Consider the following 22,022-nt stretch of genomic DNA (forward strand, 5'->3'; position numbering starts at 1 on the left):
AATGATTTTATGCTTCTTGGCCGTACGGCAAATGGGCTTTACTGGATGTTTCGCTATATTGAGCGTGCTGAAAACATGGCGCGCCTGGTTGACGCCGGATTACGCATGGCATTGACTAAAACATCGGATGCGCCGGAAGAGTGGTCTTCTGTGGTCGTGTCTGCGGGTGCAAGCCAGACATTTTCAGCCAAATATCGCGCTTATAATGCAGCAAACGTCGCAGACTTTCTGCTGCGGGACATGGACAACCCTTCCAGCGTGATGTCTTGTATGGAAACCGCACGTTCAAATGGCCGTATGGTACGCACAGCGCTTACACGGGAAGCTTGGGAAAGCGTCAATGAAGCCTGGATGACGCTGAAGAAATCTCTCTGCAAACCGTTAAAGGAAGCCGACCTTCCACCGTTGCTCGATCAGATCAAGCGGGAAACCGCACTGATACGCGGTGCTTTTCACGGCACGATGCTGCGCAATGAAATCTTTGATTTCGCGGGACTTGGCACATTTATCGAGCGTGCGGACAACACTGCGCGCATTCTCGATGTCAAATACTACGTGCTTCTACCCGCCGTCTCTTATGTCGGCACCACACTCGACAACTATCAATGGGAATCCATTCTGCGCTCTGTTTCAGCGCATCGATCTTACCGCTGGGTTTATGACGGTGACTATCGTCCTTCCCATGTTGCCGATTATCTGATCTTGAATGGCCGTATGCCCCGTTCGCTCAATCATTGCTACCAATGCATCACAGGTCATCTCGGTTTTCTTGGCAAAGACTATGGCGAGAGTGCTGCCTGCCAAGCGACTGCGGATCAAATCTATGATAGCTTGCAAAATCAGGACATCAGCGGGATATTTGATGTCGGTCTGCACGAGTTTCTGACTGAGTTTATTGCGCGCAATAACCGTCTCGGCAATGAAGTCGCCGAAACCTATAATTTTTATTGAGGTGTCCGTTTGCTGCTCAATATCCGGCACGTTTCACATTATCGCTATGACAATCCGGTTCCCTATGCGGTGCAGCGCCTGCGTTTGCGCCCACCGACACTACCGGGGCAACTTGTCAAACATTGGGAGCTGAAAATAGAAGGCGGCGAGCCTGAAGTCTCCTATATCGACGGTTTCGGTAATAAAACCGACCTCGTGCAGCACGCGCGGAACATCAACGAGATCATTATTACAGCCACCGGCAGCGTCGAGGTTGAGGATCGCGTCGGAGTGCTTGGCCCGGTCTATGGTTATGCTCCGCTCTGGCTTTTTGAGCGAGAAACAATGCTGACCGAACCCGGAGAGCGCATTCGAGCTCTCGCTGGCGGTCTGGGCAAAGAGCAGGAACGTCTCGCATTGCTGCACGAACTGATGAATGCAGTTCATGCAGCGGTCGCCTATATGCCCGGCACCACCAGTGTCGCTACAAATGCAGAAAGTGCGCTTGAGGCAGGCAAAGGCGTTTGTCAGGATCACAGCCACATCTTTTTATCTGCGGCTCGCTTACTCGGAATCCCTGCGCGCTATGTATCCGGTTACTTACTGATGGAGGGTATCGAGGAACAAACTGCGAGCCATGCGTGGGCAGAAGCACACATTGATGGTCTTGGCTGGGTTGGGTTCGATGCCGCAAACAATGCCTGTCCCAATGATCGCTATGTACGGATCGCAACCGGCCTCGATTACCGGGATGCCGCACCGATTTCGGGGGTAAGGCTTGGAGGATCGGTTGAAAGCCTTGCGGTACACATCAATGTAGGGCAGTGATTATTTCACCGTATGATTTGCCTGCCGGAAACTGTTGATGACCTATTGCGTTGGAATGAAAATTGATCGCGGCCTTGTGTTTATGTCTGATACCCGGACGAACGCAGGCCTCGATAATATTTCGAAATTCTCAAAGATGCGGAGCTGGACCAAGTCAGGCGAACGCGTGATCGTGCTTCTTTCGGCGGGCAATCTCGCCACGACGCAAGCTGTTGCGAGCCTGCTTGAAGAGCGTACGAAGGCACCGGACGAGCGCAATCCTTCGATATTCGAAGCGCCATCCATGTTTCAAGTTGCCCGCCTCATTGGCGATACGGTCAAGGAAGTCATCGCAAATTCGGCCACTGGCGGACAGAATGCGGATGCATTCGGTGCCTCCTTTATTCTGGGTGGTCAGATTAAGGGCGGTCAACCGCGCCTTTTTTATATCTATCCTGAAGGCAACTTCATCGAGAGTTCAGATGATACGCCGTTTTTCCAGATTGGCGAAAATAAATATGGCAAACCCATTTTAGTGAGAGCCTATCAGCAGGAAATGAGCTTTGAGGATGCAGTAAAACTGCTGCTGGTTTCGTTCGATTCAACACTTAAAGCTAATCTTTCCGTTGGGCTGCCACTCGATATGCAAATCTATGAAACGGACAATCTCAAGCTCGGTGAGCATCGCCGCTTTGAAGCAACAGATCGATACTATCAGACAGTTTCTGAAAGTTGGTCCGAAGCGCTAAAATCGGCACTCGAACAATTACCCGCATTCAGCTTCGAGAAATAAAGAGAAAGCCGGGTGATCTATCACCCGGCTTTCTTAGTTTCAGTCCTTTGTCACTGTTGCAACATAATTGGCGTCCGCCACCATGTTGAAATTGTGAATGTTGGAAGATGTAACGGCCGTTTCGATCTGCTGATAGATCACGGTGATCGGGCTGTCTTCCTGAAATTTCTTCTGAAGATCGTGGTACATTGTTTCGCGTTTGGCCGTATCGCGTTCTTCTGCAGCGGCCATTGTTTCAGCTGTCAACTCAGGAATATCCCAAGAGGCCTGCCAAGCCGTGGTTCGCAAGTTTACCTCATCACCGTTATTCGGGTTGTTGGTAAAGGTGACTGCATTTGTGTGCGGGTCCCAATAGTCTGGGCCCCAGATGCCAAGCGCCATCTGATGCTTGCGCGCACGAACCTTGGTTGTCGTGAGCTTACCATCGCCCTGCAAGATTTCGACATTCACCCCGGCTTTTGCCATAGTCTGCTGGATGTTTTCTGCAATGCCGACGTAAGGCTGTGTGTTGCGAACATCAAGCGTGATGTTGATACCATCCTTTAGTCCCGCTTTTTCAAGTAGTTCTTTCGCTTTCGCAACATCATACTTGAACGGCTTGTCGTCGGTCGCACCAAACATGCCTAGCGGCAGGAATGACTGATGCGTACGGCCAATACCCTTGATCAGCGTGGCTTCAATCGTATCGTAATCAATCAGATACTTCAGTGCTTGACGCACTTCCGGCTTGGCCAGTTCTGGCATATTCTGGTTTGCGCTCAAGTAATAAATGCGGCCCTTCGGAGCGTTGATGACGCTGAACTTGCTGTCCTTGCCAAGCTCCTCGATGTCGCCCGGTTCAAGATTGCGTGCAATATCAATATCACCCGCCTGAAGCAGCAGGCGTTGCGACATGCCTTCCTTCACATGACGATAGATGACGCGCTTCATCGCAGGCTTCAAGTCTGCATAATTGTCGTTGCGCTCGAGCAGCAGCACCTCATTGGCGCGCCATTGCTTGACGGAAAACGGGCCGGAACCAGCATAACCGTTCTTCAGCCATCCATAACCAAAATCCGTTTCATATGGATTGGTATCGGTCTTTTCGATTTTCTGTTCGTGTTCCTTCACCAGTTTACTGTCAACGATCGACGCAACACTGGAGGTCAGGCAGTTGAGAACGAAGCTTGGTGCAAAGGCCTTGCCAGTGGTGAAAACAAAAGTCTTGTCGTCAACCGCAACCACATTCTGATCGACATTTTCCCGCGTGATACCGAACTGACTCAATATGAATGCCGGGCTCATGTCGAGCTTGATCGCGCGTTGAATAGAGTAAGCGGCATCCTGCGCAGTAATCGGATTGCCTGAGGCAAATTTCAAACCGCCTCGAATTTTGAAGGTGATCGACTTACCGTCGTCAGAAAATGTCCAGCTCTCAGCAATCTGCGGAATGATCTTTGTCGGATCTTTGGTGTCGGTCGTCACCAGGCGCTCATAAGTGCTGGTGAGCATTTCCGATGTTGTGATTTCAAAAATTTCTGCGGGATCAAGCGATATGACATCATCGATGCTCATCGCGATCACAAGCGTGTCCGCAGGCGTGGCAGCTTCAACAGCCTTAGTCGAGGCCGAGAGGCAAAGCGCAAAGGCAAATGCTGCCGGAATGCTCGCGCGCATCATTCGTGTCGCGACAGCATTCCTATTCAAGCTGAAAAAGGAGGTTTTAGTGTTGGCTTTCATGCGGTGTCCCTCTGGAGATCAGAGCCTATCAAGGCAAATGATCGTCAATGCTCATTGCGTATCCGTCGCGTCTCCCCAGACAGCGACTCTCAAGCACGCGCGAGTATTAGATTCCGTTTTTTGAGGGGGCACAATGGTGGGAATAATTTAGCCGCAAAATAAAAACGGCTGGAAAATCCAGCCGTTTATCTGATGCTTTGGAAGAAATTATCCGAAGACTTTGAAGCGTTCGGCGTCGTCCATGAATACCTTTTCGCCGAACGGCTGTTCGTTCGAACCGAAAGGCATCTGCGCGCGCAGTTTCCACGAAGCTGGAATGTTCCAGGTCTTGGCAACTTCTGCATCAATCAGCGGATTGTAGTGCTGAAGGCTTGCACCGATACCTGCATTGGCAAGAGCGGACCAAACCGAAAGCTGAGCCATCCCGCCAGCCTGTTCAGACCAGACTGGGAAATTGTCTGCATAAAGCGCGAAATTTTCCTGAAGGCCCTTAACGACGTTCTGGTCTTCAAAGAACAGAACTGTACCCGCACCAGCTGCGAAGCTGTCGAGCTTGGCTTCAGTCTGAGCAAATGCGTCCGCAGGAACGATCTTGTGAAGCACTTCCTTGGCGATATTCCAAACCTTGTCGCTTTCGGCTCCAAACAGCACAACTGCGCGCGAGCTCTGGGAGTTGAACGACGATGGCGAATGCTTGATGGCTTCGCGGATCAGTTCGGCGACTGAGTCCTGGGAGAGGGGAAGCGTCTTGCCAAGAGCATACTGTGTGCGGCGCTTCTTAAGGGATTCTATATAACTGTTGCTCATCATCAATGTCCTGTTGTTCTGCGATTCTTTGCTGCGAACCAATCGCAGCGAGTGGGAAAACTTGTTGCAAATATTGTGATTTTCATACGAGTCGCCAGCCCGTGTTTCTGAAACACACTGTCAACGAATAGGGATGGACAGTCGTATCATTGTCATCCTTTGGTGAACCAAAGTTGCTACGTTTTGGCTGTCTTCAGGATTTTTTCTTTCCCGCCGGTTTAAAATCTGATCAAATTAGTAGGAAACAAGGGAATGCCCAAAATAACGGGTCGATGGATGCGATATCCGTAAACCAACGACGGGCAATGAGGTCACGATAATTTGAAGTCAATTATTATTATAGGTGGTGGAGCGAGCGGTGTTTTGATGGCCGCGCAATTGCTTGGACAATCGTCAGATACAAGCGTCCGCATATTCGAGCGATCAGGTGATGTCGGGACAGGGATCGCCTATTCAACACAAAACCCCAACCATCTTTTAAATGTTCGCGCCAGTAATATGAGCGCTATTCCGGATAAGCCGGATCACTTTTTAAACTGGCTTACAACCAACACCGAAACGCTCAGTGCAAGCGAATGGCAGCCACAATCTTTTGCACCGCGCGCATTTTACAGACTTTATCTCCAAAACTTACTGCAGCCATATCTGACGAATGAACAGCAGCGTCTTTTCATCGAGAGTTCGGAAGTTTCAGATGTCGCGATTGAAAGCGGCCGTCCGCTAGTGACGAGCTCATCAGGTGAGCGTTTTCCTGCCGATGCCGTTATCATCGCGACAGGAAACGAAGCCGCAATTGCAACATCCGGAAATCATGTAACGGAATATTGGTCCAGCAATGGATATTTCGACATTCCGTCGAATGATCCAGTCGCTATTCTTGGCACCGGATTATCCATGGTCGATAGCGTGATTTCGCTGCTCGATAGTGGGCATAAAGCTGCGATCCATGCGATTTCCCGACGCGGACTGTTACCAGCACGCCACGCACCGGCGGATGCTATGTCGATAAACGCAGAACAACTTCCCGTCGCTGATGGCTTGCCCGCTCTGCTGCGTGATGTTCGGCATATGATTGATCAGCGGGAAAACGAAGGGAAAAGCTGGCGCGACGTTATTGACGGATTGCGACCGCACACGAAAAATATCTGGTCTAGATTGCCGATCAGGCAACGCCAGAGTTTTTTGCGTCACTTGCGACCGTGGTGGGATGTGCATCGCCATCGAATGGCGCCCTCCATAGCAGATCGCATTGAAGCTGCACGACAGTCAGGGCAACTAACAATCATTGCTGCACACCTCGTTTCAGTCAAAAACCAGGCAGAGCACATTTCCATTCTTTACCGACAACGTCGCGGGCTAGCGATAGAACAGCTTAATGCAGCGAAAATCATCGATTGCCGTGGCGGTAGTTCCCGTTTTTCGACCACGCGCAACTCTGCGCTGATCAGCCTGATGGAAAATGGCTTGGCGAAACCGGACGCGATTGATCTCGGCCTTGACGTCACTGCGGATCTGCAAGTTCTCAATGCTCGGGGCGAGCCATCAGCGCCGATCTTTGCCATTGGACCTGTAACCAAGGGTACATATTGGGAAGTGACCGCTGTACCTGATATTCGAGTGCAGGCTGCCCATCTGGCGAAAGTCCTTCTTGAAGGTTAGGAAACAGTCATAAATCTCGATGATCCCCGCAACCGGCACTTGTCATTTAGGTGCAAAGTTTGCGCGGCAATATGTCCGAGAAAAAGACGATATGTGGAAAATCAATACCGAAGACGCGGTGTTCTTGGCTGTTTGCAGACTAAAATGATTCAAATCATTGCGATAAGCCATTGAAAGCTATTGCCATAATAGCCGCTAGCCCGTCATAATAATGACATCGGAATATATGATTCCACTCGGACAACTTCCGGAGCGTTTCTGTTGCTGTTTTCTTGAGCGGTGCCGGCTTCGGATCAACCCAAGAATTCGGCTAGGAGGCCTTTAGCGTATGACGATGGACGGCAGAATGCTTTTTTTGCTAGTCCTTCTTCCCTTTCTTGGCAGCGCTATAACAGGTCTATTCAGAGGCGTTGATCGTACAGGATCAGCTTGGTTCACCGCAGCGATCGCGATGGTTGCATTCGTCATAACGGCGAGCCTTTATCCTATCGTTTCAGATGGAGGGGTCATTCGAGGCACGATCGAGTGGCTTCCTGCTTACGGCCTCAACATCACGTTGCGAATGGATGGATTTGCATGGCTCTTTGCCATGTTGATTACCGGCATTGGCTTGCTTGTCGTCATTTACGCACGCTATTATATGTCGCCGGAAGACCCGGTCCCGCGTTTCTTTTCTTTCCTGCTATCCTTTATGGGCGCGATGCTCGGCGTGGTGCTTTCGGGTAATATCATTCTTCTCGCAGTCTTCTGGGAACTGACAAGTATTTTCTCATTCCTGCTCATCGGCTACTGGTATCAGAATGCCAGTGCCCGCGATGGTGCACGTATGGCACTCACCGTTACAGGGATCGGCGGCTTCTGTCTGCTCGCAGGCGTGCTGCTGTTAGGTCATATCGTTGGAAGCTACGATCTAGACAAGGTTCTTGAAGCCGGAAATGTTGTTCGCACGCACCCGCTTTATGTGGTTGCACTTGTTCTCATACTCCTGGCCGCATTCACAAAAAGCGCGCAGTTCCCGTTCCATTTCTGGCTGCCAAATGCGATGGCCGCCCCAACGCCAGTTTCGGCCTATCTGCATTCCGCGACAATGGTGAAAGCAGGTGTATTCCTGCTTGCGCGTTTGTGGCCGGTTTTTGCTGGCACTGAAGAATGGTTTTGGATTCTGGGTCTAGCTGGCTTGACCACGTTGTTGATCGCGAGCTTCTTCGCTGTATTTCAGCAGGATCTCAAAGGTTTGCTTGCCTATTCGACCATCAGCAATCTTGGTCTCATTACAGCGCTTTTGAGCCTTGGTAGTCCGCTTGCTGCTGTGGCTGCAATCTTCCACATGGTCAACCATGCGATCTTTAAAGCATCGCTATTCATGGCGGCTGGCATTATCGATCATGAAACCGGCACGCGCGACATGCGAAAGCTTAGTGGTCTCGCTCGAGCGATGCCCTATACGGCCACACTGGCAATGGTAGCCAGTGCGTCGATGGCCGGCGTTCCATTGCTTAATGGCTTTATTTCTAAGGAAATGTTTTTCGCCGAAGCCGTTGAAACACACATGGCTTCGTGGCTCGACACGATCACGCCTTACGTTGCAACAGTGGCGGGCATTTTCACAGTCGCCTATTCGATCCGCTTCATCTATTCGACCTTCTTTGGGCCACCGCCCCACGACTTGCCAAAAGAACCGCATGAGCCGCCGCATTGGATGCGCCGCCCAATCGAATTGCTGGTTCTGCTTTGCCTGTTGATTGGCATCATTCCAGCACTGTCTATCGGCCCGTTTTTACACTCAGCCGTTCTATCCGTGCTTGGCGATGCTACACCGCAATATAGTCTTTCGGTCTGGCATGGCTTCAACCTGCCATTGATGATGAGCTTTGTTGCGATGATCGGCGGTATCATCGTGTTCTGGGCGTTGAAGAATTATCTTGCGACAAGTGAAGATGGTCCTCCATTGTTTCGCCACTTGCAGGGACAGCGTATTTTCGAACGCGTGCTTGTGACGCTTTCGTGGAACTGGGCCCGTAAGGCTGAAAGCTTCTTCAGTACAAGACGTCTGCAGCCGCAACTGCGTATTGTTGTTGCTGTTGCACTGGTCGCAGCCGCGTGGCCAATTCTCGAAGACGGTATCCATTCCGGAATGCTGGGTACTCAACCTGTCGACCCAATCTTCGCAGGTCTATGGATATTGGGTGGGGCCTGCGCGATTGGCGCGGCCTATCAGGCAAAGTATCATCGCCTGGCCGCACTTATACTCCTCGGCGGCGCTGGGCTGATAACCTGCATCACCTTCGTCTGGCTTTCTGCGCCGGATCTTGCGGTCACGCAGCTGCTCGTAGAAATCGTCACGACAGTTCTTCTTCTGCTTGGGCTTCGCTGGCTGCCAAAGCGTTGGGAAGATCCAGATCCGATCCCCGTCAAGTTTGGTCCGCGTCTACGCCGCTATCGTGACTTTGCGTTGGCGATTGGCAGCGGGGTTGGTGTGTTCATCATTTCCTATGCAATGATGACCCGCCCATCGCCCTTGAGTATCGGTGATTATTTCTTACAGAACGCCTATTCAGGCGGTGGCGGCAAGAACGTGGTCAACGTTACTCTGGTTGATTTCCGCGCCTTTGATACTTTTGGTGAAATTGCCGTTCTCGGTATTGTGGGTCTCACCATCTTTGCATTGCTGCGTCGTTTCCGCCCTGCACCGGACAGCACGGGTTCAACCGCACAACAGAAGATTCAAGATGCATATGATGAGGCGATGGAAGACCGCGAGAAGGGCGAAACGCTCACCGATTATCTTGCAGTGCCGTCAGTAATCATGCAGTGGCTTTTCCCGGTCATTATAGTGCTTGCAGTTCATCTGATCATGCGTGGTCATGATCTGCCGGGTGGCGGGTTTGCTGCGGGTATAACTTTGGCAATCGCGTTTATCCTGCAATATCTTGCGGCTGGTACGCGCTGGGTGGAAGATCACCTACGTATCCTGCCGGTACGCTGGATCGGCATGGGTTTACTTGTTTCTGCCGCGACAGGAGCGGGAGCATGGATATTCGGTTACCCGTTCCTGACATCTTATTTCCAGTATGCCGACATTCCAAATATCGGGAAAATGCCGATTGCGAGTGCACTTCTGTTTGATATCGGGGTATTTGCTCTGGTTGTGGGTGCCACAGTACTGATGTTGATCGCGCTGGCTCACCAATCCATCCGTAAACACCGTGTCGAAAAACTAGCCGCTGCGAAGGAGGAGAACTGATGGAACTTGTTCTCGCTATAGCAATCGGCGTTCTTATGTCCTCAGGCGTTTGGCTTATTCTGCGTCCACGTACATTCCAGGTGGCCATAGGTCTGGCGCTCGTATCCTATGCGGTCAATCTTTTCATCTTTTCGATGGGCCGCTTACGGACCAATGCGCCACCAGTGCTTGACTCCGGTATCAATGTTCAGGCAGCTCAATATACAGACCCGGTGCCACAAGCACTGGTGTTGACTGCTATCGTAATCGGCTTTGCAATGACCGCACTTTTCCTTGTCGTTTTGCTCGCATCGCGCGGAATGACACGTACCGACCATGTCGACGGCAAGGAGAATTGATGATGGATTGGAAATCACACCTCATCGTCGCTCCCATTCTCCTGCCACTGGTAACGGCCGCATTGCTGCTGATGTTCGACGAACGCAAGCGCAAGCTGAAGATGGCCATCAACTCGATCTCAATAATAGGTCTGATTGCCATCGCTATCACATTGCTGGGCGTTGCAAGCGATAAAGCGCCGGCAGCCGATGTTTATCTGATCGGTAACTGGCCAGCTCCATTTGGCATTGTACTCGTTCTTGACAGGCTTGCTGCGCTGATGCTGGTGTTGACAAGTGTGCTTGCCATGGCCGCACTCAGTTTTGCACTAGCGCATTGGTACAAGGCCAGTCCGAATTTCCATACGATTTTCCAGCTATTGCTGATGGGTCTGAACGGCGCCTTCCTGACAGGCGATCTATTCAACCTGTTCGTCTTCTTCGAAGTCATGCTGGCAGCGTCCTATGGGTTGGCGTTGCATGGCTCTGGTCCTGCACGCGTGAAAGCCGGTATGCATTATATTGCCGTCAATCTGGTTGCATCGTCATTGTTCCTGATCGGCGTCAGTCTGATTTATGGTGTCACCGGAACGCTGAATATGGCCGACCTTGCGCAGAAGGTTGCACAGGTTACGCCAGAAGATCGTATGCTGTTGGAGGCAGGCGCTGCCATCCTTGCCGTTGCCTTCCTGGTGAAGGCGGGTATGTGGCCACTCAATTTCTGGCTTGTCCCCGCATACACGGCTGCGGCTGCTCCAATCGCTGCTATTTTTGCCATTATGAGTAAGGTGGGCATTTATGTCCTACTGCGTCTTTCGCCGCTCATGTTCGGTATCGGAGCAGGGGACTCATACGGTTTCGGCAGTGACTGGCTTTATTACGGCGGCATGATCACACTGGCCTTTGGTCTGATCGGCGTTGTAGCTTCGCAGGCCATGGGACGTCTTGCAAGCTATAGCATTCTGGTCTCTTCAGGGACGCTGCTGGCTGCTATTGGCAGCGGCAATACCGCTATGACCGGCGCTGCACTGTTTTACATGGTCAGCTCAACATTGACGATTGCAGCATTCTTCCTGCTGATCGAACTGGTCGAACGCGGACAGGATGCGGCTGCCAACGTTCTCGCTGTTACTATGGAAGCCTATGGCGACGATGAAGAAGAGGACGATGAAGAGGAAGTTGGCGTGGTCCTGCCTGCAACGCTTGCTATCCTCGGAACTTGTTTTGCCATCGTGGCAATTCTGCTGATCGGCCTGCCGCCATTCTCTGGTTTTATTGCCAAGTTCCTCATACTCGCAGCCGTGTTCAACGGCGACGGAACAGCCCCAACACTGGCAATGCCTGTCAGCCCGGCAAGCTGGGCGCTAATCGCGCTTATTCTTCTATCTGGTCTGTCGGCTTTGATTGCGATGACCCGTACCGGCATACGCACCTTCTGGGCGTCACTTGAGGGTAATGTCCCGCGCGTTCTCGTTCGCGAAGTTGTGCCAATAGCAGGTCTTCTGGCCGCGTGTTTAGCGCTCACAATCGCAGCTGGCCCAGCCATGCAATATATGGATGCAACCGCCCGATCGTTGCATAGTCCAAAGGATTATATCGATAGCGTCCTGAATGCACCTCGTGTGGGCCGTGAGAAAGTGGAGGTAAAATGAGAAAAATTCTACCTTTCCCGCTGCTTTTCGTTTCACTGATCCTCTTTTGGCTTCTGTTGAACGGGTTTACACGCGCGCAGCTAATTCTTGGCGTCTTAGTTGCTCTTCTTTCCTGTCATGCCATGACAGCACTTCAGCCACAGAAGAACCACTTGCGGTCCATACCAACCATGATCTGGCTGTTTGGTGCTGTCAGCCTCGATATTCTCACATCGAACCTTGCCGTAGTGAAACTGATCTTGTCACCACGAAAGGAGCGTCATCCAGGCTTCGTTGTAATTCCGCTCGATCTGGAGAACAGAACTGCGCTTGCAGTGCTTGCATGCATTATCACGACCACGCCTGGCACTGCTTGGGTCGATTACAACGTCGCACGTAAAGCTTTGACGATTCATGTTTTGGATCTGGAAGATGCAAAGGCTTGGCGAACAACGATCAAGCAACGTTATGAGCGGCCACTTATTCGCGTATTCGGAGCAAGAGACGTCGTAAAAGAGGAGCAATCAGCATGAGCGCAGTAATTCTTTTCTGGTCGCTGCTCGCAGCACAAGTGATGCTGATTGGAGCAATGGGCTGTGCTGTCTACCGCCTGCTTATAGGTCCGCGTGCGCAGGACCGCGTGCTTGCTACCGACGCGCTTTATCTCAATGCTCTTCTTCTTCTGCTCACATTTGGTATGCGGACTGGCAGCGTTATCTATTTTGAAGCCGCGCTGATTATTTCGCTACTCGGATTTGTTGCAACGGTCGCTCTTGCCAAATTCCTGATGCGCGGGGAGGTGATCGAATGATCGGAGCCGCTGATCTGCCCGTCTGGGCTGCAATCATTATTTCATTTTTTCTTGTCGCTGGTTCTTTCCTGACACTCGTCGGATGTATTGGTCTTGTTCGTTTTAAGAGTTTTTATGAACGCATTCATGCGCCAACAATCGGTTCCTCGTTCGGTGCAGGCGGAATCTTGATTGCTTCGATCATGTTTTTCTCCATCTTGCAATCCAGACCGATTCTGCATGAAGTGTTGATTACCGTCTTTGTGGTCATCACAACGCCGGTAACGCTCATGTTGCTCAGCCGCGCGGTGATTCATCGGGACCAAACGCACGACAGCAAAGAGCTCCCTTCATCTTCCGACCAGAAGTGATGGTTGGAAGCATCGGCTTGAAGCATTTGGAGGAGTGCTAAGAGCTGCGGCCAATTGTCCATATGCGCCTTGCGTCCAGACATGCGGATTGAAGGTTCATGTCATTTGAATTATCTGAATTTCAGTATTTTCTGAAACTTCAGAATTTACGGGAGAGAGAACTTGGAATTATCGCCAATTGTTCAGTCGTTTGTTCTCCACTTCGGAGAGATGGGCAGCCGCTGGGGCATCAACCGCACGGTTGGGCAGATTTATGCGTTGCTGTATCTATCGTCTGAACCCCTGTGTGCGGATGATATTGTTGATGCGCTAGGTGTTTCGCGCTCAAACGTCTCGATGGGTATCCGCGAATTGCAGGGATGGAATCTGGTGTTGCTTAAGCATATCCCCGGCGATCGCCGTGACTTTTTCACGACGCCGGGTGATGTGTGGGTGATTTTGCGAACGCTTGCTGAAGAGCGCAAGAAGCGCGAGATCGATCCGACCTTGTCGGTCCTGCGTGAAGTTCTCATGGAACAACCTCAGGACGTCGGCGACCGTTATGCTCAAGATCGCATGAAGGACATGTATGCGATGATTGAGCGGCTCACCAACTGGTACGACGACGTCAAGAAACTCGACACCGACAGATTGACCAGTCTTCTGGCGCTTGGCGCCAAGGTTACACGCTTTCTGGAAACGACCGACAGGATCGTCGCTCTGGGGCGCGGAAGAACAGCGGCCAAGAAGGAGCCTAAACGAGAGTGAAACCCGTTGCCCCCCGGACGGAAAAAGCGGCACAACAAGGTGGTGAAACTTCAGGCGACAAACATCGCCCGCCTCGACGCCCAGTTCCGACTCTGCTCAAAGTGGGGGCTTGGTTTCAGGCAGTGGCAGCACTTTTATGGCTGCCACAAGCCGCACTTCTAGCCTACGGCGTAGGCTATTTGGCCGACACTGGTTTTGACGCCACAATCTATCTTCTGGCTGCCGGATTGTTTCTTATAGGCTGCTTACGCAGCTTGCTTGATGGAAACGGCGCAATCAAGGCTTTCGACGCAGCTCGCAGTGAGCTTACCAGTTTACGCGAAAAGGCAGTCATCGCCTTATCCAAACGCTCTCCACTTGATACATCGCGTCCATCTTCCGGCGAAGCCGCCAGCATATTGGCAGAGCAGGCCGAAATGGTCGTTCCCTATCTCTCCCGCTTTGTTCCTGTGCGTATTCGCGTGATGCTGGTTCCACTGGCGATACTCGCAGTTGTCCTGTGGTTTTCATGGACAGCGGCGCTCATTCTGCTCATTGCCGCACCTCTGATCCCGATTTTCATGGCGCTCATTGGCTGGCGCGCAAAGGCTGCCAGCGAAAAACAACTCGTCGCTTTAGGCGATATGAATGGCTTCCTGCTTGATCGGCTACGTGGCCTTGCAACAATCCGCAGTTTCCATGCTGTGGATACAACTGCGACACGTCTGCGCGACAATGCCGAGACTTTGCGTCGCAAAACGATGATCGTTCTGCGCATCGCATTCCTCTCATCCGCAGTCCTCGAACTGTTTGCTGCCTTGGGTGTCGCCATGGTTGCCGTCTATATCGGTTTCCATCTGCTCGGCCCTCTGGATTTCGGCGCATGGGGGCACAAGCTCACACTTGCGGAAGGTTTGTTCATTCTTCTGCTTTCGCCAGCATTTTTCGAGCCTTTGCGTGATCTTTCGGCAGTCTGGCACGACCGCGCTTCCGGCGAAGCGGCAATTGATGCCCTCCAACAGCTTGCAAAGCATGAAATGCCACTGATTGGCGGTATCAATCCTGTTGACGAAGTCGCAAACGAACCCTCGGTGATGTTACGGAATGTCCGGTTTCGTTATCCCGCAGGCTCCGCAGATATATTCAACAGTTTCAATCTTGATATCGAGGCGGGCGAGCATGTAGCTCTTCTCGCGCCAAGTGGTTACGGAAAATCGACCTTACTAGCCCTGATCGCAGGGCTGGCCGCACCACAAGAAGGCGAACTACGAGTCGGTAACATAACTTTGAGCGATGAAACTGCTGCTGCAATTCGTAGCCGAATGAGCTGGGTAGGTCAGAAGCCGCATATTTTTGCGGGCAGCGCCCGGTATAACATCAGTTTGGGCCGCAATGTTGATGGTATGAAGACTTCATCCATCATCGATCAGATGGCGCTGAGCCATGTCGCGGGTGTCACCGGCGCCGGAGTTATCGGCGAAAACGGCGCAGGCCTTTCAGGCGGCGAGGCGCTGCGATTAGCGGTCGCACGGATCGCCGTCGATGATCATGCAGACATTATTCTTGCCGATGAGCCAACCGCGCATCTTGACCTAGAAACAGCAGGCCTCATCGCCAACAGTCTGATTAATGTCGCGAAGGGCAAGACGCTGATTATTTCCACTCATGACAAGAAACTGGCTAGCCGTATGGATCGGGTCGTCCGTCTTGATGATTTGAGCGCGAATGCGCAGCTCTGGCAGAAGAGGGCAGCAGAATGAACGGTCTTAAATCACTTCTCCCGATCTTTCAGCTCTTTTTCCGCACAAAAGGGACCGCACTTTCTGCGGGCATAGCGGCTGCTACCGCGACGGTTCTTGCAGGCATAGCATTGCTCGGCCTATCAGGTTGGTTCATCACAGCCACCGCGATTGCTGGTCTTAGCGTTGCAACAGCGGTCGTGTTTGATGTCTTTGCACCTGCTGCAGGCATTAGGCTGCTTGCCATTCTGCGTACTGGAGCGCGCTATCTTGAACGCCTCGTCACGCATGATGCTACGCTCGCAATTCTTGCAGCGCTCCGCGAACAACTTTTCCGTGCATGGGCGCGGCCTGCCGCAGCCAGCAATTTGCTCAAAAGGCCCGCTCGGCTTCTTTTCAGGCTGACAGCGGATATCGATGCACTCGACTCCCTTTACCTACGTGTACTTGTTCCGGCAGGGGCAGCGCTCGCAACCGCCTTTATTGCTGGCATTGCGCTTGGTCTCATGCATTCGCTTCTCGGATTGGTCATCGCGTTGACGTTGCTTTGTGTCGGTCTTGGATTGCCACTTGTTGCTGCCAAACGTTCGGAAAAGCCGATGCGCCAACGCGCCAAAGGAACTGAAGCCCTGCGTGCGCGAACTGTCGATCTGGTAGCAGGTCAAACCGAACTCGTCATGGCGGGGCGCATGGATAATCAAAACGCCATCATCATGCGTGCCGATAATTACATTGCCTCAAGTGACCGGACACTCAATCGTATCGAAGTTTCGACCGGGGCAGGGCTAGGCATTCTTCATGCAGGGCTCCTTGCCGGTGGTTTGATTGGCACTGGCTTGCTGATGCAGGCGGGCTTGATCAATGCGCCTGTCGCAGCACTTGGACTGTTGATAATCCTCGGTGCGATGGAGCCCTTTGCAGCGCTAAGACGTGGCGCAATGGAACTCGGCCGCACTATACTCGCTGCGCGTCGTGTTGCCCCGGCACTCCACACGAGGGATGAAATTCAAACACTATCCTTGCCTGCCGAGGGCGATGCGGTTCGGCTGGAGAATGTAACGGTCTGTCACGAGGGCTCCAGCACGAAAGCGCTCAACGCTGTTAATCTGAATATAGCAGCAAGCGAACGCGTTGCTCTTATCGGAACCAGTGGGGCGGGTAAATCCACGCTCTTTAACGTGCTTGCGGGAGAAATCCGGGCTGAATGCGGTGAGATACACGTCCTTCCCGCACGGCTTCTCACACAGCGCACTGAGCTTTTCAAAGACAGTCTTCGAAACAATCTCAAGCTCGCAAAACCTGATGCCACCGATGCTGATTTGAATGCCGCATTGGAAGCTGCAGGGCTTGGCGTCTTTATGAAAACCCAAGCCGAAGGGCTGGATACAGTTCTCGGAGAGGGGGGGCTGGGGCTTTCTGGCGGTCAGGCCAGACGCCTTGCTTTGGCTCGCCTGTTTCTGACCGACGCTCCGCTGTGGCTTCTGGATGAACCCACGGAAGGGCTTGATCAGGAAACTGCTGAGGATGTGCTTCGCCGCCTCAGCGAACAGGCAAAGGGCCGTAGCCTGTTGATAGCAACGCATATTCAGCGCGAGGCACAGATTTGTGATCGAGCGATTGTTTTGGATCAAGGCCTGCTGGTTCAATCCGTGAACAAAGGAGAGCCGTCATTTGGCAAAACCCTCAATTCCTTGAGGTGAAATTTGAGTAGGGGGGCTGTTTGCTGGTATCATATCAGTGACAGCTCGTAACATTAGGAGGGCCGGATTTGCCGGCTTAAAGAGATGGAATTCGATATTGTCTCCCTGTCGCGATTGCAGTTTGCAATCACGGCACTTTATCACTTCCTCTTCGTACCTCTGACATTGGGTCTGTCCGTGCTGCTTGCAATCATGGAAACCGTATATGTTATGACCGGAAGACTCATCTGGCGGCAGATGACGAAATTCTGGGGTACGCTGTTTGGTATTAACTTCGTTATGGGCGTCGCGACCGGCGTTGTGATGGAATTTCAGTTCGGCATGAACTGGAGCTATTACAGCCATTATGTCGGAGACATTTTCGGAGCGCCTCTGGCAATTGAAGGCATGATGGCCTTCTTTCTTGAAGCGACCTTCGTTGGCCTGTTCTTCTTCGGCTGGGATAAGCTGTCCAAAGTGGGCCACCTTATGGCCACTTATGCAGTTGCCGCCGGTTCCAATTTTTCGGCGCTTTGGATTCTTATCGCGAATGGCTGGATGCAAAACCCGGTTGGTTCAGCCTTCAACCCTGAAACCATGCGCATGGAAATCACCGATTTCTTCGCAGTTCTGATGAACCCGGTTGCCCAGGCTAAATTCGTGCATACGGTTTCGGCTGGTTATGTAACCGCTTCGATTTTCGTGCTTGGTGTCTCGGCCTGGTATTTGCTGAAAGGCCGTTCCACCGAACTCGCCAAGCGGTCGATGACAGTTGCAGCATCCTTCGGTCTTGCCGCATCACTTTCTGTCGTCGTTCTGGGTGACGAAAGCGGTTATCTCGCCAACGAACACCAAAAGATGAAAATCGCGGCAATAGAAGCCATGTGGGAAACCGAGCCAGCTCCGGCTTCGTTCACAGCTTTTGGTTTCCCTGACCAGGAATCTCGCGAAACCCATTATGCCGTGCATATTCCTTGGGTTATGGGGCTGATTGGAACACGCTCGCTGACGACGCCGATTGAAGGCATTGAACAGCTTGTCGCAAACGCTGAGGGCCATATCCGCAAGGGTATTATTGCCTATGATGCGTTGCAGCAGATCCGCGCTTCTGGCGATACAGATGCAGTGTCGCAAGGGGTGAAAGATACCTTTGCCGATAACAGCCAGTGGATGGGCTACGCGCTTCTGTTGAAGCGTTATGTCGATGATCCACGTCAGGCAACAGATGCACAGATTACGCAGGCAGCGAACGATACTGTTCCCGGCGTTCTACCGCTGTTCTGGGCATTCCGCATCATGGTGGGTATCGGATTCTTCCTGATCCTGCTGACCGGCACATTCTTCGTGCTTTCGGCGCGTCGTGCCCTGGATCGTCATCGGTTCCTGCTGAAAGTGGCAGTCTTTGCCATTCCGCTTCCATGGATTGCAGCTGAAATGGGCTGGATTGTTGCCGAGTTCGGGCGACAGCCATGGATTATTGAAGGCATTCTGCCAACCGCAGTCGCCGTCTCCAATCTTGGTGCTTCGACGGTTCTCTTCACCATCGTCGGCTTTGTGGCGATCTACACGGTTTTGTTCATCATCGAGATGGGCCTGATGCTGCGCGCGATTAAAGCTGGACCTGAACCTGACAGCAAACCGGAAGCAAAGCTCGCCCCGGCAAGCATTGCGCCAGCGGAGTAAGAATCATGATACTCAGCGATTTGTTGGACTATGAAACACTGCGCATCATCTGGTGGGTGCTGCTTGGGGTATTGTTGATCGGCTTCGCCGCAATGGATGGTTTCGACCTTGGTGTTGGTACACTTTTGCCGTTTATCGGCAAAACCGACATTGAACGCCGTGTCATCATCAACACCATCGGCCCGGTCTGGGAAGGCAATCAGGTATGGTTGATCCTCGGTGGTGGCGCAATTTTCGCCGCTTGGCCACCACTTTATGCGGTGTCCTTCTCTGGATTCTATCTCGCGATGTTTGCCATATTGTTTGCCCTCATCCTGCGGCCTGTCGGCTTCAAATTCCGCTCCAAGCGGGACAGTGTGGCTTGGCGGACAGGTTGGGACTGGGCATTGTTCATCGGCGGTTTCGTGCCATCCTTGATCTTTGGTGTCGCCGTCGGCAATGTGCTTCAAGGCGTGCCGTTCCGCTTTAATGACGATCTCCAGATTTTTTATGATGGAACGTTCTTCGGCTTGCTCAATCCGTTCGCACTTCTTTGCGGTGTAATTTCATTGACCATGCTTATCATGCACGGCTCCGCATGGCTTGTTCTGAAGACAACGGGCGTAGTGCAAGCACGAGCCCGTGCCTATGGCAGCGTCGCTGCACTGCTCACCAGCGTTCTCTATGTCATCGCCGGCGTCATCAGCTGGTATTGGGTTTCCGGCTATAAGATCACCAGTGCAGTCGTTACAGGTGGACCCTCCAACCCACTACGCAAGGCTGTAGAGTTTGATCAGGGTGCCTGGTTCGTCAACTACATGAATTATCCGGTTTTGCTGATCGCGCCTGCGCTGGGCATTCTGGGACCGTTGCTCCTATTTGTGTTCTTCCGCAGCAAACGTGAAGTGGCGCCATTGCTTATCGGTCAACTATCGATCTTCGGCATTATCTCATCGGTCGGTGTGTCGATGTTCCCATTCATCCTGCCATCGTCAGTCGATCCACGATCGAGCCTGACAGTTTGGGATGCATCATCGAGCCATATGACCCTCTTCATCATGCTGGTAGTGACGATCATCTTCCTGCCACTCATCGTCGCTTATACTTCGTGGGTCTACAAAGTCTTGTGGGGTAAGGTCGAGCAGCGCGACATCGAAGATGAAAGCAACCACGCTTATTAAGCTATCTGCGGGCGCTTGCAGCCCGCATAACCCCAATCAAGAAAGGAGAGCAAGATGTGGTATTTTTCTTGGCTTCTAGGCCTGCCGCTTGCTGCAGCTTTCGCAGTTCTGAATGCCATGTGGTATGAATTGATGGATGACAGGGCGCGAAAGCGCCTTGCCGGTGACCCGACCGCCGATCTGGCACGTGAAGGCAACAACCATCACTGAATTGAGAAAAGCGGTCCGGAAACGGTCCGCTTCTTTTGCGTGTAACGACACCGATTGAGCGAAACCGGGCATGACGCATCTGTGGACAAAATGCCTCATCCCACGATCATTATTGCTTCTAAGGGCTTGGGAAGCACTTCAATAGTACCGAGCGGTACTGACGTTTTCGTCAATTATGAGTAATAATGTTGCGTTCTTGAGATCAAATATTACCATATAAAACATATATAAAAACAGTCGTATAAGCTTGTTTCGGGAAGGGCCATACGCCTTCGGTCGGCTCGCTGAGAACGCGGTCGGAATCCAGACCCTGACATCTTTGAAGAATAATCTTGCTTTATTCCAAAACCCGTTCCAACCTGACTAAAGTGAAATCGGAGGAGGAAACCGGCTTCACGTCGCATGGGAGAAAATGAAGCTGATCTAAACTGGATTGGCTCTCGGATGTAGTTGAAACTCGCAGCCGGAACAAAACGCAAATTCTCCCGTTCGACATTTTGTGCAAGTTTACGAGGAACACCTGCATGAGCGATGATGTCGTACTTTCTCTGCATGTCCCAGAACCTGAGTGGCGCCCCGGCGATGCCCCAGATTTCTCCCACGTTAAAATTCCGCGGGCAGGGAGTGTCAGACGTCCGGAGATAGACGAAAAACCAGAAGGCATGCGCGATCTGGCTTTCAGCATCATCCGTGTATTGAACCGCGAAGGCGAGGCGGTCGGCCCCTGGGCGGGTAGCCTGACCGATGATGAACTCAAAGACGGTCTACGCCACATGATGATCCTGCGTGCTTACGATGCACGTATGATGATGGCGCAGCGACAGGGTAAAACCTCGTTCTATATGCAGCATCTGGGTGAAGAGGCGGTGAGTTGCGCGTTCCGAAAGGCGCTGCGCAAGGGCGACATGAATTTCCCAACTTATCGGCAGGCAGGGCTTCTCATCGCTGACGACTACCCGCTCGTTACCATGATGAACCAAATTTTCTCCAATGAGCAGGACCCGCTTAAAGGCCGCCAATTGCCGGTGATGTATTCCTCCAAGGAGCATGGCTTCTTCACCATTTCCGGAAATCTCGCCACGCAATACACGCAGGCTGTGGGCTGGGCGATGGCTTCAGCCATTAGCCATGACACTAAAATTGCAGCTGCATGGATTGGTGACGGCTCGACAGCCGAAAGTGATTTCCACGCTGCACTTGTCTTTGCATCGACCTACAAAGCCCCGGTGGTGATGAACATCGTCAACAATCAATGGGCAATCTCAACATTTCAGGGCATCGCGCGCGGTGGTTCCGGCACTTTTGCGGCGCGCGGACATGGCTTTGGCATTCCGTCACTTCGCGTTGATGGCAACGACTATCTTGCGGTTCATGCGGTTGCGAAATGGGCTATTGAACGCGCACGCCGCAATCTTGGTCCGACTATCATTGAATATGTCACCTATCGCGCTGGCGGGCATTCGACGTCTGACGACCCTTCCGCTTATCGTCCAAAGGCAGAAAGCGACGCCTGGCCTCTTGGTGATCCCGTCTTACGGCTCAAAAACCACCTGATCCTGCGTGGCGTATGGTCTAACGAACGACACAAACAAGCGGAAGCGGAAATTCTGGATCTCGTCGTCAGTGCACAGCGCGAAGCAGAAGCTATCGGCACGCTTCATGATGGTCGCAAGCCGTCAATGCGCGACATGTTTGAAGATGTTTATGCAGAAACACCGCCGCACCTTATTCGCCAGCGTCAAGAGGCGGGGTTCTAA

At 52.2% G+C, this 22,022-nt stretch carries 19 protein-coding genes; 17 read left to right on the plus strand and 2 right to left on the minus strand.

The annotated features are described in order from the left end of the window. Positions 1–9 precede the first annotated feature (9 nt). The 3 genes from QSJ70_RS05280 to QSJ70_RS05290 are packed head-to-tail and all read left to right on the plus strand — an operon-like array spanning position 10 to position 2,530. Entirely contained in the window at positions 10–951 is a 942-nt protein-coding gene (locus tag QSJ70_RS05280) for an alpha-E domain-containing protein (protein ID WP_215778899.1), read from the plus strand. 9 nt (positions 952–960) lie between these two features. After that, positions 961–1,758: a transglutaminase family protein gene (locus tag QSJ70_RS05285; RefSeq protein ID WP_215778898.1), complete on the plus strand. Its 798-nt coding sequence runs from the start codon at positions 961–963 to the stop codon at positions 1,756–1,758. A gap of 37 nt (positions 1,759–1,795) precedes the next feature. After that, positions 1,796–2,530, plus strand: a complete 735-nt coding sequence (locus QSJ70_RS05290) for a proteasome-type protease (RefSeq protein ID WP_285535067.1) — start codon at positions 1,796–1,798, stop codon at positions 2,528–2,530. Positions 2,531–2,569: 39 nt separating this feature from the next. Here the strand turns inward: QSJ70_RS05290 and QSJ70_RS05295 are convergent, their stop codons facing one another. Both QSJ70_RS05295 and QSJ70_RS05300 read right to left on the minus strand, forming a co-directional pair. After that, positions 2,570–4,249 carry an ABC transporter substrate-binding protein gene (locus QSJ70_RS05295; RefSeq protein WP_215778896.1) on the minus strand — a complete coding sequence of 560 codons (1,680 nt, stop codon included), beginning with the start codon at positions 4,247–4,249 and terminating at the stop codon, positions 2,570–2,572. Between the two features lie 207 nt (positions 4,250–4,456). Continuing rightward, on the minus strand, positions 4,457–5,056 hold the full coding sequence (locus QSJ70_RS05300) for a nitroreductase family protein (RefSeq protein ID WP_215779013.1): 600 nt from the start codon (positions 5,054–5,056) through the stop codon (positions 4,457–4,459). A gap of 321 nt (positions 5,057–5,377) precedes the next feature. On the opposite strand from QSJ70_RS05300, the gene QSJ70_RS05305 reads away from it, so the two are divergent. The 14 genes from QSJ70_RS05305 to QSJ70_RS05370 all read left to right on the plus strand — a co-directional run bounded on the left by QSJ70_RS05305 (position 5,378) and on the right by QSJ70_RS05370 (position 22,022). Further along, positions 5,378–6,715, plus strand: coding sequence for an FAD/NAD(P)-binding protein (locus QSJ70_RS05305; protein ID WP_285535068.1), 1,338 nt, complete (start codon positions 5,378–5,380; stop codon positions 6,713–6,715). A 328-nt stretch (positions 6,716–7,043) separates the two neighbouring features. Next, a complete protein-coding gene (locus QSJ70_RS05310; RefSeq protein ID WP_215778893.1) occupies positions 7,044–9,959 on the plus strand; it encodes a monovalent cation/H+ antiporter subunit A in 2,916 nt (971 codons plus the stop codon). Then, positions 9,959–10,297, plus strand: a complete 339-nt coding sequence (locus QSJ70_RS05315) for a Na+/H+ antiporter subunit C (RefSeq protein ID WP_007879195.1) — start codon at positions 9,959–9,961, stop codon at positions 10,295–10,297. Before QSJ70_RS05310 ends, QSJ70_RS05315 begins: the two co-directional genes overlap by 1 nt. Positions 10,298–10,299: 2 nt before the next feature. Next, positions 10,300–11,928, plus strand: a complete 1,629-nt coding sequence (locus tag QSJ70_RS05320) for a monovalent cation/H+ antiporter subunit D (protein WP_285535100.1) — start codon at positions 10,300–10,302, stop codon at positions 11,926–11,928. Then, positions 11,925–12,440: a Na+/H+ antiporter subunit E gene (locus QSJ70_RS05325; protein WP_215778892.1), complete on the plus strand. Its 516-nt coding sequence runs from the start codon at positions 11,925–11,927 to the stop codon at positions 12,438–12,440. The genes QSJ70_RS05320 and QSJ70_RS05325 overlap by 4 nt, the downstream gene beginning before the upstream one ends. Continuing rightward, positions 12,437–12,718 carry a K+/H+ antiporter subunit F gene (locus QSJ70_RS05330; protein ID WP_215778890.1) on the plus strand — a complete coding sequence of 94 codons (282 nt, stop codon included), beginning with the start codon at positions 12,437–12,439 and terminating at the stop codon, positions 12,716–12,718. The genes QSJ70_RS05325 and QSJ70_RS05330 overlap by 4 nt, the downstream gene beginning before the upstream one ends. Then, entirely contained in the window at positions 12,715–13,068 is a 354-nt protein-coding gene (gene mnhG, locus QSJ70_RS05335; protein WP_215778889.1) for a monovalent cation/H(+) antiporter subunit G, read from the plus strand. Before QSJ70_RS05330 ends, mnhG begins: the two co-directional genes overlap by 4 nt. Before the next feature lie 162 nt (positions 13,069–13,230). Further along, positions 13,231–13,815, plus strand: a complete 585-nt coding sequence (locus QSJ70_RS05340; protein WP_285535069.1) for a GbsR/MarR family transcriptional regulator — start codon at positions 13,231–13,233, stop codon at positions 13,813–13,815. Next, positions 13,812–15,554 carry a thiol reductant ABC exporter subunit CydD gene (gene cydD / locus QSJ70_RS05345; protein WP_285535070.1) on the plus strand — a complete coding sequence of 581 codons (1,743 nt, stop codon included), beginning with the start codon at positions 13,812–13,814 and terminating at the stop codon, positions 15,552–15,554. Before QSJ70_RS05340 ends, cydD begins: the two co-directional genes overlap by 4 nt. After that, positions 15,551–17,233, plus strand: coding sequence for a thiol reductant ABC exporter subunit CydC (gene cydC / locus QSJ70_RS05350; RefSeq protein ID WP_285535071.1), 1,683 nt, complete (start codon positions 15,551–15,553; stop codon positions 17,231–17,233). Before cydD ends, cydC begins: the two co-directional genes overlap by 4 nt. Positions 17,234–17,317: 84 nt before the next feature. Beyond that, positions 17,318–18,895, plus strand: a complete 1,578-nt coding sequence (locus QSJ70_RS05355; RefSeq protein WP_285535072.1) for a cytochrome ubiquinol oxidase subunit I — start codon at positions 17,318–17,320, stop codon at positions 18,893–18,895. A gap of 5 nt (positions 18,896–18,900) precedes the next feature. Next, positions 18,901–20,055 (plus strand): cytochrome d ubiquinol oxidase subunit II, encoded by a 1,155-nt coding sequence (gene cydB / locus QSJ70_RS05360; protein ID WP_215778881.1) that lies wholly within the window; start codon positions 18,901–18,903, stop codon positions 20,053–20,055. 54 nt (positions 20,056–20,109) lie between these two features. Continuing rightward, positions 20,110–20,265, plus strand: a complete 156-nt coding sequence (gene cydX / locus QSJ70_RS05365) for a cytochrome bd-I oxidase subunit CydX (protein ID WP_215778879.1) — start codon at positions 20,110–20,112, stop codon at positions 20,263–20,265. Between the two features lie 524 nt (positions 20,266–20,789). After that, a complete protein-coding gene (locus tag QSJ70_RS05370; protein ID WP_215778877.1) occupies positions 20,790–22,022 on the plus strand; it encodes a 3-methyl-2-oxobutanoate dehydrogenase (2-methylpropanoyl-transferring) subunit alpha in 1,233 nt (410 codons plus the stop codon).

This window comes from Brucella sp. NBRC 12950 (assembly GCF_030268145.1).
GTDB lineage: Bacteria > Pseudomonadota > Alphaproteobacteria > Rhizobiales > Rhizobiaceae > Brucella.